Source organism: Mycoplasma sp. CSL7503-lung (genome assembly GCF_025515455.1).
Classification (GTDB): Bacteria; Bacillota_I; Bacilli_A; order Mycoplasmatales; family Metamycoplasmataceae; genus Mycoplasmopsis.
Genome location: NZ_JAOPHP010000010.1, coordinates 1 through 17,012 on the forward strand (window position 1 = coordinate 1; position 17,012 = coordinate 17,012).

A 17,012-nucleotide genomic window follows, 5' to 3' on the forward strand; every position below is an offset into this window, starting at 1 on the left:
AATATAATTTGAGTTATATTATTTTCGGTGTTAATATAATATATAATTTAATAAATTAAAATGAAAAAAACTCATATCAATAAAAAATTAATATGAGTTTTGTGTCAAATTTTATTCACCTAACTTAATAAAAAAAATGGCAGGGGTAGCAGGATTCGAACCCACAACACACAGGGTTGAAGCCTGTTGTTCTACCGTTGAACTATACCCCTAACAATATAAGTGCTAATATTATACATTATTTTTTATATATAGCAAATTTTATGTTAAAAACTTATGTAAATATTCTTTGTTTGAACTTAAATTTTATTAAAAAACGAACAATTCTATGAATGTTCGTTTAAAATATTATTTCATGTATTTAACCGCAAAATCTTCTTTGTCTTCGAAATATTTTCTAACAATTGGTGCAACTTTTTCACCAAATAATCTAATTGAATTCATAATGTCTTTATGATCCATTGAACCAACTGGTAGGTGAATTAAAAATCTATTTAATTCAACTGTTTCTATTACACTAATAATTTTTTTAGCCACAGTTTCTGGACTTCCAACGAATACTGCTCCATCAGGACCAATCATTCTTTCATATCTTTCTTTTGTAAGTTCGGTTCAGTGTGGTCTTTCACTTGCTATACGGTCAACGAATAATTTAACTGGATGTCAGTATTTTTGTGCTGCAATTTCATCAGTTTCATCAATATAACCTCATGAGTGTGAACCAACTTTCATATTTTCAAATGATGGGTTTTTATCAGCTTTAGAAGCTTCTTTATAGATTGCACGATATGCTTGTACAAGTGGTTTGAAATCGTGTGGATTTCCTCCAATAATTGCATATACAATTGGTAATTTACGTGTTGCTATATCAATTGTTGAGTTAGGATTTCCTCCTGTTGCTACTCAAATTGGCATATTTAAGGCTCTTGGATAAACAGGTTTGTTTTCAACTGTTTGAGTATATGTTCCCTTTCAATTTAAGTTAATATCACGTTTAATTTCAAGTAGCATATCTAATTTTTCGTCGAATAATCCGTCATAATCTCTTAATTGGTAACCAAATAGCGGGAATGATTCTGTGAATGAACCTCTTCCGACCATAATTTCGGCTCTACCATCTGACATTAAATCTACATGTGCAAAGTTTTGATATACTCTAACAGGGTCGTTTGAAGAAAGAACGGTAACAGCACTTGTTAAAATGATATTTTTTGTTTTAACTGCTCCAGCAGCTAAGATCATTTCAGGACTAGAAATTGCGAAATCATCTCTATGGTGTTCTCCTACAGCGAAAACATCAAGTCCAACTTCATCGGCAAATACCATTTCTTCAATTAAATCTTTGATTCTTTTATGGTGAGATTCAATTTTTCCTGTTGATTCTAATTTAGTTGTCTCACCGAATGTAGAGATACCTAATTCAATTTTCATAATTACTCCTCTAAAAATGTTTTATTTAGTTTCAAAATTTTCTTTATAAGCATTAGGTTGATATTTTTGTAAATATACCAAACCTATTTTTTTAATTAAGATTATATCTATTACCTTTCTGATACTTATTCGACTTGCTTCAGTTGGCGTCATAGAAGCATTTATTTTATTAATTTCTTCGTTAATATCAGATTGTGATGCATTTAATTTAAATCTTTTAATTAAAATCCATTGTGCTACAAATCTATCAAAAATAGTATTTGCAATTTCTTCAGGTTTTAAATTAGTTATTTTTTGTGGGTCGATTTCTAATATTTTATCCTCAAGAAGTTCGGTTGGGAATTCAAATTTATTTGGGTTTAATTTGCTTACTTTATCAACAATTTGAAATCCATATGTCACTAAACTTTCGTCGACCATTCCGCTTTTAATAGTTTCATATACATATTTTTTTGCATCATTTAAATTTTTTATTTCTGGTATTTGAAGTTGATTTACATTATTATCACTTAAAGGAGTTTTTACAACTTCTTTTGCGTTTAATATTTGTATTTCGTATGTTTCTTCATCAGTAAATTTGTATGTAAACTTATCACCTACTTTTTTACCAATTAAAGCATATTCAAGACTTTTTTGATCATTATTATTTGCTATTAATACTATTTTGTCTTTTTTATTTAAATCAGGTTTAAAAATTTCTAAACCTACTTCATTATTAATTTTTATTTCACCTTTAACATCGTTTTTAAAGCTAAAGTTTTTTATATAATTTTCAACAAAAGTATTAATTTGTGCATCATAATTGTTCGGTAATTTAAAATCTGGTCTATCGGTTAAGTCTGAAGCAAAGTCTTTATATTCATCTTCTGTTATATAAAAGACTTTAAATTCAAGTTCAGCTTTTTCAATAGTAATGTTTTTGTTAACTAAAATTGGTTGTAAATAAACATTTGTATCTTCATATTTAGATAACAATTCTTCGTGTAATTTCATTTTTTCAAAAAATACTATTGTTTTAGTTGATTCATCTAAAATTTTTGTTTGGTTTATATCTTTTTGTTTTTTTGATTGTAAATAACGTAAAGCCTGGTTTTGAATATTGATTCAAAATTCTTTTTCTAAAGTTACTTTTCTTGTTAATGATTTCATTTTTCTCCTTAATATTAAATTAATCTAAGTAATTTGAAGCTCTAAATAATAAAATGTGTCGCATTTTCTTTTTTTAACTACTCTAAATTTAACGTTAATTAAAAAAGTAACTAATAGTCTTTTAAAAGATTACCAAAACTTATTACTCTTAACTTAACGTATTAATTATATCACTTTTTAGCAAAAGAGTTATTTTTTTGCTAAAAAAAGGCTTTTTTTAATGTTTTTCCTTTTTTAGTCGCTAAAAACATTATCAGCTATAAAGGGTAATATGTCTTCTTTTATTCTTTTAATTTGCTCTTTTAGCTCTTTTATTTTACGACGATTTAATTTTACATTTTTTAAAACAAAACTATTATCTTTATAGCATTCTTTAAAGATTGGTAAAAATTCATAAAACTTTATTGAACTTTCAAAATCAAATTGATTTTTTAATTGAAATATTTCTATAATTTTATTTATAGCATCACCCGTTTTTGTTTCTTTATTTAAATTAATATTTTTCTCTAATAATTTAAATATATGATTTATTTTATTTAGTTTTATTTCTTGGTTTCTTAAATTATTTATTATTTTAATATATTTATGTATTTGATTTTCTATTATTTCTTTCTTTTCGATATTTTTATGTATAAAAGCTATTTTGTTTACATCATCTTTGTTATATTTAGCAATGCAATCTAATACTGTCGATCTTTCATCTTTTGTCAAAATACTTTTATAGCTCTTGTGTTGACGCGAATTTTTAAAGTTGTTTAATATCAAAATAGCACCTAAAACCGAACACAATGCTCCATTAGAAAATTCTGGTTTTACTTTAATGATTGATCCTTTATATAATGCATCTTGATTTTTTATGTTATTCATTTTTTTGAAGTATTTTTCGTTAAATATTTTAGAGGGAACTACTTTATCTATCGAAATTCCACCACCTTTTTGTATATTTTTAGTTTTAAAACCGAACATAGGTTCGATAATATTGTCTTCAAGCGAATTACCTCAAACTAAGAAATCTATATTGTTTGAGGTAATTTGTAAATTTTTAATTCCAGTTATTCTTCTAATAGAATTAATTAATTTTTTCTTCATTATTATTTTTGTTTGGTGAATTAAATTCTCTAAATTTCATATTTTATCTAAATCTATATAATTGGTTTCTAAAATTAAATTATCATCTTTATAAAAACCTACAGTGTAAATGTAAGGACAATCTGTATTGTGTGGTGCATCTTTGAAAATTCTTTTCAAGAAATTGGAGGTAATAGCTTCAAAATCAATATAAATTTCTATTTTTTTATTCATTTTTCCTCCTTTAATTTAATTATATTATTTTATTTAAAAACACCATCGAAATGGTGTTTAAGATGATATTTATTATTTTCTTTTAATTTCTTTAAGACGTGCACTTTTACCTTTACGATCTCTCATAAAGAATAATCTTTTTCTACGAACTTTATTTGAACGAACAACTTCGATGTGGGCAATTAATGGTGAGTGAACTGGGAAAGTTCTTTCAACCCCAACACCGTAAGAAATTTTTCTTACTGTAAATGTTTCTCTTGTTCCTGATTCTTTTTTAGAAATTACTAATCCTTCGAAAATTTGAATACGTTCTTTTTCACCTTCACGGATACGTACTGAAACTTTAACGTTATCTCCTGTTGTAAATGTAGGAATATCTGTACGTAATTGTGATTTCTCAACAGCTTCAATTAATTTATTTCTCATTTTTAATCCTTTCAATAATGTCTGGTCTATTTTTTAATGTCTTTTTAAATTGAAATTCTTTTTTTCAAGCTTCTATTTCTTTGTGGTTTCCGCTAAATAATACTTCAGGAACTTTTAATCCTTTGTATTCTCTAGGTCTAGTGTATTGAGGGTAGTCTAATAACCCGTCTCCTTGAAAGGAATCGTAAATGTGTGACTCCGCTTTGATAACGTTTGGAACCAAACGTGCTATAGAATCTGCCATAACCATAGAAGGAAGTTCGCCTCCTGTTAAAACATAATCTCCTATAGATAATTCAATATCCACTAAATCAACAATTCTTTCGTCAAAACCTTCGTATCTACCTGAAATAAATGTAATTTGATCATATTTTTTAGCTAAGTCATTCGCTATTTCTTGAGTGAACTTTTTACCTTGTGGCGAAACTAATATTTTATAACCACCTCTATTTGGTAGTGAATCAAGCGCTAAATCAATTGGTTCTATTTGCAATAATAGTCCATGTCCGCCACCATAAATTTCATCATCCACTTTGCGATGTTTGTTAGTACTAAAATTTCTAAAATCTACTACATTTATTTCTAGCAATTTATTTTGAACAGCTTTATTAATAATACTTTCATTAATAAAAGGTTCAAAATATTTTGGAAATAGAGTTAAAAAATTAAATTTCATATTTATATTATTTAGAAGATTTTAATAAGTTTGCAACTGTTAAAGTAGGTTTTGCACCTTGTTTAATTCATTTATCTGTAGCTTCTTTGTTTAGAACTAATTCTTTTGTTGAAGGGTTGTAGTGTCCAAGTGCTTCAATAAATTTACCATCACGTGGAGCTCTAGCATCAGCGGCAACTATTTTGTATACTGGTCTAAATTTGCTCCCCATTCTTTTTAATCTTAATTTTACCATATCACCTCCTAATAAGTGTCAAGCAAAAGTGCTTGACAGTAAATAGTAAATTTATTATATATTATATTTTCATAAAACAAAATATTTTATAAAAATAAAGTTTTAAAATCACAGAAGCGAATCTGTGATTTTAAATTATTCATTATTCAATTTTTCTCAGTTTGGTAATGTGTTAAATTCTGAACTATCATATTTATCGGGGTATAAATAACTAAGTAATCTCATTCGCTCGTAGAATGAACCAGGATTTTGAGTTGTTTTACCATCTCCTAAAAATGCACTACCATTTGTATCTATCATCATTACATTAGATCTTTGGAATGTAGATTCTGTTAGAAGTCCTGTTGCATTTCCTTCAGAATCGAATGCCATACTTCCTGAGGAACCTCCTTGAAGGTCAAATATAAGTGCATTTAAAGGTATTGCAGGCAACTTAGATCTTGCACCACCGTAAGATAGTCCTATAATATCTCTGTCATCCATACTTCCGATTATATATTCACGATATCTTTTATTATTTATTGTATCCGCATTAATATCTTGAGCATTAATAGGAAATGAAGCTATTGATCAATTTAAGTTAACTAATCTTGATAAATGTAAATTGTGCTTGCTTGGTTTTAAAGTTTTTAAAGTTTTTAAATTTTTAAAGAAATTGTATGTACGATATATATTTTCATCATTTTCTGTAAAAAGGACACCGTTGTAATAAAGTTTGTCACCTTTTTCTTCAAAAATTTGATAAAAATCTTTAAAATCAGCTATACCTACAACTAAATCCGCATTTGAAAGTGAATGTTCGGTTCTACCTTCGCCAAAAATACCTCATGTACTGTTATTATTTATTTCACCATAATTATTTTTGAAAAATGAACTTGAATTTGGGAAGGTATAATCATTATGAAAGTTCGCCACTAATTCGACATTAACTGTTGCTTCCGACCAAATTCTATCACCTTCAACTCTACCTCTAGGATCTGCTTTGCCCATTGCTCACCCTCCGACAGGTTCGAATAATTTTATAGGCAAATTAAATTTATTGTTTTTAAATTCTCTGCTTGGTGCTCCACCTCATACGTGTTGATTTGTTGTTACGAAAAATTTATAATCATTTGGATCGTTAGGATTAACTTTTCCTATAACGTCTCATGTACCTTCACCTCCTGCTCTTTCTCCGGGAGCAAAATTAAATACTCTATTTCTTGCGTTTAAAACATTTTCTTCTGTATCATTAAAGTAAACACGTCTTGATGAGCCACTTAAAGTTGTTGTTACATAATCATAATTATCAACAAAGTTTAATTGATTTAAACCAGAAGATAGAACGCCAGGTTTATTTTTTGGTATATATGTTATTGGTTTTTGGTTTTCAGAATCAAAATCAACTCAATGAACAAAAAATAATGAGTTTCCTAAAAAAGCAGAATTATTTAGTGAGAAATAGTGATCTCCAAGTCTTTCAAATATCTTTGTTTTTGGATCTTTAGATTCAATAACATATGTCAGTTTTTTAGAATTAGAGTCATATTTAACACTAAATTTATATCTTAATTGAATAAGTTGTTTTAGTTTTAATTCTTCATCTTTTGGATTTCTAATTGCTAAATATTCAAAACCTAAATCAGTTATTTCGTTATTTTTAATGATTTCTTTATAAGGAACAGAAATATAAACAAATGACTTAGACATATTTTTACTTGAATGATCTATTTTGTATGATTGTCTATTATATCTTACAAATGGTTCTGGTTCTATCAAATCAATAACTTGTCTTTGTTTAGGATCGAATTCAAAACCAATTTCAAAAATTGCATCATCTAGATGATTTTCTAATCCGTCATATTGTGAAATATCTTTCACAATAGACGCTTTATTAAATTCTCTATTTATAGTTCAACTTAGATCGTTAATGACTTCACGTGGTGATATAAAATGCGTTTTAACGGTCTTTCCATCTTTTGTTAGTATAAATTCAGATTGTCTATTAAGATATTCTTTTCTGGGACCAAGAATTTCATGATTAAAATAATCTTCATACATTATTGCTTTTTGCTTATATCATCTTTCTCTATTGTAATTTATTGTAGCGTAATGATTTTGAAGTGAGTAATCAAGTGTTTTATTGTTGGAATTTTCCTTACTTATTAAGCTATTTTTTGTTTCACCCTCAGTTGCACCGGCAATATAATTATTATCAAAATTTGTATATTTAAAATTATAAAGAAATGATTTATTGTTTTGTATTTTTGAATTAAATGAAAAATGAGTGGAATCTAAAAATTCTTGTAAAGAATATTTATCAACTATTTTAACTTCTTCTAATTCATATTTAAAATTTTCGTAAAAACCATTTAAATTAAATTTTTGTAATTTATCAAAAGGAACTACAACTTTTTGTTTTTTCAAAAATAAATTTGTAAAAATGCTAAAATCCGTTTCGATATTTTCTGAATGTATTTCAGTTTTACGAACAAATGTTAATTCTAAGTTTTTGTTTTTGAATAAATTTAAATCTTCGTTTGTAAAATTTATACCTATTGATCCGTATATGTTTTTGTTAGTCTCATCAGCATAAAAATTCAATTTTTGAATTTCGAAATTTTTGTTAATTGGAGTATTTTTTATTCTAGTTTCAAGATTATTTATATTATAGTTATATATTTGTTCTCCAAAATTAACTCTTGTAATTATAAAATTTGAAATATCTTTTGGAAGGCTAACATTATTTATAGTATATGAATTATCATTATTTTTTGTTGCTGCATATACGTTAGAAAAGGGAGTAAAAGGATCTAAACTTTTTATTTCAAAATTAATATTTTGTTCTTGAGATAAAGAAGAATCTAAATTGAAGAAATTAACATTAACATTGTTATTATTTAACGTTGCTGTATTTATTCTAGGAGCATTAGTGTTTAAAAGAGTATTATCATCTTCTCTACCGATTATTTTAATTTCTGGAATACCATTAATTTTTACCCAATTATTATTATCCTTTATTTCTAAACCAAGTATTCTATCGATATTAGTAACATCAAAAGGATCGGATTCCGCGATAAGTTTATCAAAATTACTACTATTATTACTTACGGTTTGATAATCTTTTTTCTTAGTTTTAGTTAATCTTGCACTTTGTATTTGTTTATCTTTTGTTAATCAAACAAGTCTTAAATCTTGAGAAACATATGGTGCTCTTTGGTATTTATTTGTAAATGTTATTTTAAAAGTATGTCTAGTTCCGCTTGCTACTCACGTTTTTCATTCATTGTCATTGGAAATTGATAACCCCGTTGGATTTTTTAAAACATCATTTCCTAATAAAATATCTCCTTTAGAACTGAAATTAACTTCTTTATTAGTTTTTTTCAAGTTAACTAATTTTATTTTGTAGTTTTTCGGAACATTTGTTATTGTAGCAACAAAAGCCCTTTTAGAATTTTCTAATTGTGTCAAATTAATTTCTTTAATTTCATCTTCATCTTGTTTGTAAGATAATTTATAGTCATCGAAATTTTCTAAATCAAAATTAGTTTTTATTTGAATTGTTAAGGTAGATCTGTTGTATACACTAGAAATATAGGTATATTCTATAAATTTTGAGTTATCAAAAATTACATTTGTATATGTAGGGTTTGTTTTGTTTGATAATCAATTTCTATATGCGGTGAAATATTCGTCATTAATATTGAATTCAGATATATTTTTAACATTAATTTCTTGTTGTGTTATGTAATCTTCGGTTAAATTATAATTCTTATTAAATGAATGTGTATTATTGCTTTGATCCACATTTGTGTTAGCTTCGACTGCATTTGGACTTATATTTTGTTCTTTTTTAATTTCTTCTTCATTTTCACTATTTTTTTCTTTTTCAATGTTATTAGAATCATTAACTTCTTTTGTTGCCGGATCGTTTGATTGTGTAGTTTCTTTATCAGAATTATCTAAATTATCAGTTTTTGTGTCCTTTTCATTTTTGTTGTCTTTTTCTATACTATTTTCCTCTGAAGCTGTATCGTCTATTCTTGTTTCATTTTCTTCATTAATTGCATCGATTGTTTCAACATTATTTGGGGTATTGACAATATTAGAATCTGTGCTTACATTGTTTGATGTTTCATCAACTGTTGTGTCATTATTTTTATCTTTTTCTTCATTTTTATGATTGTCAGATGTTTTATGTTCGTCAATTTTTGAATTATTTTTCGGTATTGGTTTTCTTGTTTTTGTGTTATTTGAACAAGCTATTAAAGATGGTAATGAACCAAAAGAAATGGCAATTGACCCTAAAATAAATCATTTATTACGCTTTTTCATTTGTTAACTCCTTTAACTTTTTAATATTATTAAATTATATAACTTTATAAATAATGTTGATATATAATTATCAATTATAAAAATGAAGTTGTTTTTTAATTGTAAAAAAAATAAAAGACATAATGAAATACCATTTTGTCTTTTATTTTTATATTATTCAAAAATTATTTAACGATTTTTGTTACTGATCCAGCACCAACTGTACGTCCACCTTCACGGATTGAGAATTTTGTTCCTTCTTCAACAGCGATTGGAGCGATTAATTCTACAGTTAAGTTAACGTTTTCTCCTGGCATAACCATTTCACGTCCTGCTTCAAACACAACACCACCTGTTACGTCTGTTGTACGGAAGTAGAATTGTGGTTTATAGTTTTTGAAGAATGGAGTGTGACGTCCACCTTCTTCTTTTTTAAGTACGTAAATTGCAGCTTCGAATTTTGTGTGAGGAACGATTGAACCTGGTTTAGCTAAAACTTGTCCACGTTCGATGTCTTCACGGTTAACTCCACGAAGTAATAATCCAGCGTTATCTCCTGCAAGAGCTTGTTTTAAGTTTTTACGGAACATTTCGATTCCTGTAACAACTGTTTTTTTAGTAGCGTGTAATCCAACGATTTCAACTTCTTCGTTTAAGTTAAGTGTTCCACGTTCTACACGTCCTGTAGCAACTGTTCCACGTCCTGTAATTGTGAAAACGTCTTCAACAGCCATTAAGAAAGGTTTATCGAATTCTTTAACTGGTGTTTCAATGTATGAATCAACAGCGTCCATTAATTCCATAATTTTACCTTCGTAGTGTTCATCACCTTCTAATGCTTTTAAAGCTGATCCACGGATGATTGGAGCGTTATCTCCATCAAATCCGTATTCTGAAAGAAGACCACGAATTTCCATTTCAACTAATTCGATCATTTCTTCTTCACCTTCTAACATATCACATTTGTTTAAGAAAACAACGATACGAGGAACACCAACTTGTTTAGATAAAAGAATGTGTTCACGTGTTTGAGGCATAGGCCCATCTGTTGCAGCAACAACTAAGATAGCACCATCCATTTGTGCAGCCCCTGTAATCATGTTTTTAACGTAGTCAGCGTGACCAGGACAGTCAACGTGTGCATAGTGACGTGACATTGTTTGATATTCGATGTGTGATGTATTAATTGTAATACCACGAGCTCTTTCTTCAGGTGCATTATCGATTGAAGCGTAATCACGAGCTTCTGATAATCCTTTTTTAGCTAATACTGTAGCAATAGCAGCTGTTAATGTTGTTTTACCGTGGTCAACGTGACCGATTGTTCCAACGTTAACGTGTTCTTTACTACGATCAAAATCTAATTTTGCCATATTTAAATCCTTTCTAAAATTTAATTTGTAATTTAATTATTTTTATTTGTAAAATTTGTTTTAGCGCTAAAACCACCAAAGTCTAGCCTTACAACTAGAACCTGTCCTTAATTATTATGTTGTTAGCAAAAATATTTTACCAAAAATAAATAAATTAATTTTTTTTTAATTATCTTTTATTTATTTTTATATTTTAACATATTTTATTAAAATTTTATTTTTATTATCACCGAATATGAAATTAAAAATAATGGATGTATTTTATTTTATACAACCATTATTTATGACTATTTAAAGATACTTGTTCTAAAATTATTTGTTAATGTATTGAATTTTTTTAATATTTCTTTTTTAACTTCTTCTCTATTGAAAAAGCTTCATTTTGGATTTAATTTTATGTTATTTAAATCATCATTTATAGCGATAGTTAATATTTTTTTAATATCATTTGAATTATTTAAAGTGTAACTTTTATTTTTATATTTTATAGTAATTTGTTTGAAATTATCTTTTTTAGCTAGCCTTTCTCTATACATTGCCTTTCTAAAGTCGGCGTATGTATTATATTTATTACCAAAAATTTGGTTATATACATATGCATCTGATAGAATTTGATTTTCAATAGCATTCTTTTCTAATACATTAGATGCATATTTAACTAAACCGTCATCTCATCCATATTCTGCTAATAATTCAAATGCATTTCTTCTAAAAATTAATCCACCCGCAACACCGGTATCATTTTGATATCCTGCAAAAATAGGGTCAAACATTGATATTCAGTAATAGTTATAGTCATTATTACGTTGTCCACTAAAATTATTTGCATTTTGTAAATTAAATTTATTTCCTTTAAATATTACGTTTTTATCAATTAAGTCGTCTAATGTATGGAGTGAAGCTATTTCATTCGCTGTTAATTCATTGTATTTATCAATTCCGTGTATGTAACCTTTGTCAACATCACTTTTTATATTTTTGTGTTGATCTGCTGGTCTGTAAAAGTTTCTATTATTTCTTTCGTTTTCTTTATCTTTTGTAAGTTCTAACTTGCCATAGAATTTAGATTTTTCGTCATTATTTTTACTTAACATAATTTCGGCTTCTAATGCATCAACTAAGTAAGTTACATCAAAAAGATTATGCATATATGTTTTGAAATCTTCTTTATTTGTAAATCTACTTATATTATTGTTAGTTGTAACATCACCACTTAATTCTTCTGTTAAATTGAAACCGTAGAAATATGCATTAGCAGTAGAAACTGATTGGAATAAACCGAGAGCATATCCTTCTGGACCTTGCCCAGGTCTATATTCATTTCCTTGCAATCAAGTTTTTCTGTCGTAAACGTGTGTTAATTCATGAGTTATTGTTGAAGCTCCTTCTGGATCTAATAAGTTAACACTATCGAATCTAATAACTTTTGTATTTTGATTTGCATATGCTGATTCTTTACGAGCTGATTGACTATAATATTTACCAATTGGTCCGAAAAAGTCATTTATTGCAGTGTAAGTTTGATCGTGCGCAGTCGCTCATCTACGTTTTTCATCTGCATCATTGTAGATTGGTTCTCCGCTTTGGCTCGATAATAATCAATATCCTTCAAATATTTCAGTTATATTATTTTTCATTTCTTCTTTTCCTTGATCATTTGCTATTGTATACATAAGTTCAAGGAAACGCATGAATTTTTCTGCACTTACTCTAATTTTGTTTTTAGCTTTTTCTAATTCTGTAGAATATTCTTCTTTATTATTTCAAATTGCTTCATCAATTGTTCGACCGTATCCACCAAAGTACATTGTCGCTATAGTAGAAATAACATACACATTATCTTCAGTTAGATTTAATAAAGGAAGAATGTATTTATTTGCATTTATTTTATTTTTAAGTTTTGTATATAGTGAAACGTCAATATCAGGATATTTTGTTGATTTCAATTCATATATGTAAGCTTTTGATGATTCTTTCAATCAAATATCCATCACTTGGTTGTTGTTAAAAATTTTATTATTCATTTCAAGGAAATCGAAAATACTATTTTTATCATTTTCTAAAATTAATTTGCTCAAGTGTTCTTTGAAAACTTTATCATTATTTTGTAGTAATAAATCTTCAAATTTTAGTGAACCAATTTCTTTTAGTAAATCAATGTTTTTAATTTTTGCGTTGTAGAAATCAGGTATAAATAATACTATGTTCTTAATATTATATTTTCCGAATTGAACTTTATATAATCTTTCTAGATAGGTTAAAGCTAGCATTATTTTTAGTTTGTTATCAGTAATTTCTTTTTTAATTAATTTTTTAATTGTATCGTTTGAATAATCTGCAATATTATAATTAGCAATAATAGATTCTAAATAATCTTTAATGTGTTCTTTAACATAATCAAAAGTTTTATTTAGATATAATGCATCCATTGTTTCACCAGGTCAACTTTGTTTCATTTTTTCATCACGAATATTTGATCTAAATTTATCATTATATTCATTTAATCCTACTAAGTTTTGGAATTCGGTTGAATTAAGTGTTAATGAATTGAATTCTTGGGCTAATTCATCAATTAATTGTTGATTTTTGTTTAAAAATTGTCTTGGTGTGAATTTAAGATTATCGTTAAATGTATATTCATAGATATTTGTGTTATCAAATTGAACTGGAGAACTTAATTCATAAACTTGTATAGTATTATCATTGAATTTAACTAACACTTTTTTTATTAAATCTTTGTTATATAAATTTGTTGCGAAAATATCATCTTTAGTTAACGTGATTACTGAGTTTATTTCTTTTGTATAAAGAATATCTGAGGTGCTTACTAAATTACCTAATTCTACTATTGTGTTTCTATCATATAGAGGAACTAATTTAGACATATTTTTATATGCAATAATTCTTGTTGAATCATAATTATTTACGCTTGCATAATTAACTTTATCAAAAACGTTTAATTTAGCTTCGTTTTTAATTATTTCAAGGTTTAGTAATTTTTGATTTAATTCCCTTTTTGAAATGTGAGTTTCATCAGTTGTTGATTCAGTAACTATATAATTATTTTCTATTGTTTCTGAATTTTCATTTCCCATAATGTTAGAAGTTATACTATTATGAACATTTATAATATTTTCGTTCATTGTGGTTAGTTTATTACTATTATTACCTATAACTAAACCTACTTTGTTTTGTAAGTTTTGGTCGCTAGTTATATTTCCTAAAATATAGTTTTTGGTCAAATCAATATTATATGATCTAGAAGCTACAATACCATAATATTGTCCGTTTGTGGAGCCATTAAATATGTTTAAATTAACGTTAAATATGTTTTTTTCAATTTTTTTGTCGTTTGTTCCGGTCCCGCCGGATAAAGAACCGAAAATACCTCCAACATAAGTAGTATCAGTTTGTGAACGTCTATAATTTACTGTTGCTTCAATTTCTAAACGTCTTATATTAGAACTAGTTGCTGCTATAGATATTACACCACCATTTTTAGTTAGTTCTAAAGTAGAGTTTTTTATTTTAAAATTTTCAAGAGTAGCATTTGTTAATTGATTGAACAAAGGTTTATTCAATCCATAAATGGTATAACTTTTATTTTCGGAGCTTGTTAATGTACCTGTAAATTCATTCATTATATATGCATCTTCATTTGTATTTGATGCATATAAGTCGGACCCTATTTTAAATGTACCGCTAGGATTTTTTGTTATTTCAGAAACAAGTTGACTAAATGATGTTATAGCACCTTGTTCAGTTGATATTTGATCAACATAAAAACTAAAATGATCTATTGCATCGTTTGAAGAGTTAAAGTATACTAATCTATCATTATTGATTGTAACTTCATATTTATTATTTACTCTTGTTATATTTCTAATTGGTAGATTAAAAATTTCTTCTCCATTAGTAATTTTTGCAAAATATTTATTATAATCAAAGTTTTCTCCGCTTAAACCGGCCACTTTTTGAATTCCATTATCAACATTAAATAATTCGACATTTTTAATATCTTTAAAATCAAATGATTTTTTATTATATTGACCGTTTAAATTATCCATTGAGTCTATTAGTTTTTCGGCTGAAACGTTTACCTCTTCTTCGGTTGCATTTTCTTTGTCTTTTATGTTAATAGAATCTTTAAGACTATCATCAAATACTCGTTTAATTTCTCCATCTTTTTCAAAAATATATGCAGAAGATTTCTTTTTTTCTTCTGCTAATCTAATTGCTTCTAATAATTTTGATTTATCAACAATTTTCTTAGGTTTTTCTTTAAACGTTACGTTTATATCATTTACCGAAGCATCAACGACTTTTACGAATGCTAAATCTCCAACAATATTAGATTGTAGTTCAATTTTTCTTCCTTGAAGTGTATCTAAAATTAATTTATCTATAGATTTTTGCTCGTTTTCAAAAATAATTTTTAAAAGTATTAAATCTCCCGCTTTAGCACCAAAAATAGGACTATTATTGTTGTTATCTTTGAAAATTTGACTTGATTTATAAATGTATACACCGAAATCAGTGTAGTTTCTATTGTTTGTACCTACGTATACAGTTTTATTTGCATTAGATCTATTTTTAAAAGTAACTTGAACATTTTTTGCTTCATCCATTGTTAAATCTATGAAGGCTTTGGATTCATCGATGCTCGATAATTTATTTTGGTTATTAACAGTTAAGGTTGAAATCTCTTGCCCAGAAGGTATGTCAAAGAAAACTCTAATAGTTGAATTTTCCGGTACGCTTTGAAGATTTATATGACTTGATGTTACTAAATTACTTCCCAAAGTAAGTGGATAATTTTTAACTTGGTGTACTGTATCTTTAAACTTAACACTAACCGTTGTATTGTTCTTAATATTAAATCTAAATTTATTATTAGAATCGACTTCTCTTCTTTTATTAGAACCGTTTACCATTAATTCTTGAATTTTTTTACCATCAGGGACATTTATACTTACAATAACTTCGCTGTTATAATCTATACTTGCTTTATTTGCGTTATTTTCGATAGATAATTCTGAGTTTTCCAAGGTTAAAGAATATGTATTTAAAGAATATGTTGCATTTACTTGATATGTATCTTTTTCTGGTGTAAAACTAAATTGTCCGTTAATAACTTGGTCTTTTTTATCAACTCCATCTACAGTTAAAGAAACTAAATGATTATTTGTTGGGATTTTAAGATTTAATGTTACAACTTTACCTTGTTCTACTATTTTGCTTTCTTCTAAGAAACCTTGTAAATTCAAGGTTGAATTTTTATTTTTTTCTTCAGGAATTTCTTTTACAATTTCATTTTTTTGGTTACTATTTTCTGGGTTTTTTGGTTCTCCAGAATCTGTTCGATCATTATTTGAATCTCTCGGAACTTCATTTGAAACTTCTTTATCATTGTTATTTGATTGTCCGTCTTTATCATTGTTATTTTGTTCGACAAACACATTAGATTCCTTATCTTTGAATGTAAGGTTTATTGTAGTATTTGAATTAATTTTATAACTAAATGAATTGTTAGAAATATGGCTCTTATATTCTTCATCATTAATTGTTAATGAATTAATGTCCTTACCTTCTGGTATTTGAAATGAAAATTCAAGTAAAGTTTCTTCTTTAACATTACTTAAATTAACATTGGGTGTTGTTAGGGAAATATTATTTGAAAATTCGACTTTAAAGTTTTGAAAATCACTATAAATAACTTCTATATTTGTGTTTTGTTCATTTATTACTCAATTAAATGTGTTTTGTTCAGATAATTGAATTGATTGTTTTTGATTATTTATTCTTATTTCGGAAACTTTTTTTCCATTAGGGATATCTAGTTTTAACTCGATCATATCACCAATTTTTAATTCTTTATTTGTATTATTATTTAAGTAAGAAACCCCGTTTAAATTTACAATTGCATTTTGATTTTCTCTTTTAGGTATTTGTTTACGACCGGGATCACTTTTTTTACTTAAAACCTGAACGCTAACTCCAACTATTGTTCCAATTGAAATTACCGACGCAATAACGCTTCCGATAATTATATTTTTTCTCTTTTTATTTAACGACATAAATCTCCTTATTTAATATAAATATTATAGCACACACCAAAAACGCA

9 protein-coding genes and 1 tRNA gene are annotated in these 17,012 nt (G+C 26.8%); all 10 read right to left on the reverse strand.

Annotated features, from left to right (window positions below):
• Nucleotides 1-137 precede the first annotated feature (137 nt).
• Nucleotides 138-212 (reverse strand) — tRNA-Trp (locus tag N9R85_RS01880).
• A gap of 136 nt (nt 213-348) precedes the next feature.
• Complete coding sequence (locus tag N9R85_RS01885) at nt 349-1,431, reverse strand: Atu2307/SP_0267 family LLM class monooxygenase (protein WP_262858339.1); 1,083 nt, start codon at nt 1,429-1,431, stop codon at nt 349-351.
• 21 nt (nt 1,432-1,452) lie between these two features.
• The gene (locus N9R85_RS01890) at nt 1,453-2,580 is read right to left on the reverse strand and encodes a trigger factor-related chaperone (protein ID WP_262858340.1); all 1,128 of its coding nucleotides are present in this window, start codon (nt 2,578-2,580) and stop codon (nt 1,453-1,455) included.
• 234 nt (nt 2,581-2,814) lie between these two features.
• Complete coding sequence (locus N9R85_RS01895) at nt 2,815-3,882, reverse strand: hypothetical protein (protein ID WP_262858341.1); 1,068 nt, start codon at nt 3,880-3,882, stop codon at nt 2,815-2,817.
• Nucleotides 3,883-3,954: 72 nt separating this feature from the next.
• Nucleotides 3,955-4,308, reverse strand: coding sequence for a 50S ribosomal protein L19 (gene rplS / locus N9R85_RS01900; RefSeq protein ID WP_262858342.1), 354 nt, complete (start codon nt 4,306-4,308; stop codon nt 3,955-3,957).
• A complete protein-coding gene (gene trmD / locus N9R85_RS01905) occupies nt 4,298-4,984 on the reverse strand; it encodes a tRNA (guanosine(37)-N1)-methyltransferase TrmD (protein WP_262858343.1) in 687 nt (228 codons plus the stop codon). The genes rplS and trmD overlap by 11 nt, the downstream gene beginning before the upstream one ends.
• Nucleotides 4,985-4,991: 7 nt before the next feature.
• Nucleotides 4,992-5,219 carry a 30S ribosomal protein S16 gene (gene rpsP, locus N9R85_RS01910; protein WP_205852225.1) on the reverse strand — a complete coding sequence of 76 codons (228 nt, stop codon included), beginning with the start codon at nt 5,217-5,219 and terminating at the stop codon, nt 4,992-4,994.
• 135 nt (nt 5,220-5,354) lie between these two features.
• The gene (locus tag N9R85_RS01915) at nt 5,355-9,536 is read right to left on the reverse strand and encodes a hypothetical protein (protein WP_262858344.1); all 4,182 of its coding nucleotides are present in this window, start codon (nt 9,534-9,536) and stop codon (nt 5,355-5,357) included.
• Between the two features lie 164 nt (nt 9,537-9,700).
• Nucleotides 9,701-10,888 (reverse strand): elongation factor Tu, encoded by a 1,188-nt coding sequence (tuf, locus tag N9R85_RS01920; RefSeq protein ID WP_262858345.1) that lies wholly within the window; start codon nt 10,886-10,888, stop codon nt 9,701-9,703.
• Nucleotides 10,889-11,175: 287 nt separating this feature from the next.
• Nucleotides 11,176-16,965, reverse strand: a complete 5,790-nt coding sequence (locus N9R85_RS01925) for a ZmpA/ZmpB/ZmpC family metallo-endopeptidase (RefSeq protein WP_262858346.1) — start codon at nt 16,963-16,965, stop codon at nt 11,176-11,178.
• Nucleotides 16,966-17,012 lie beyond the last annotated feature (47 nt).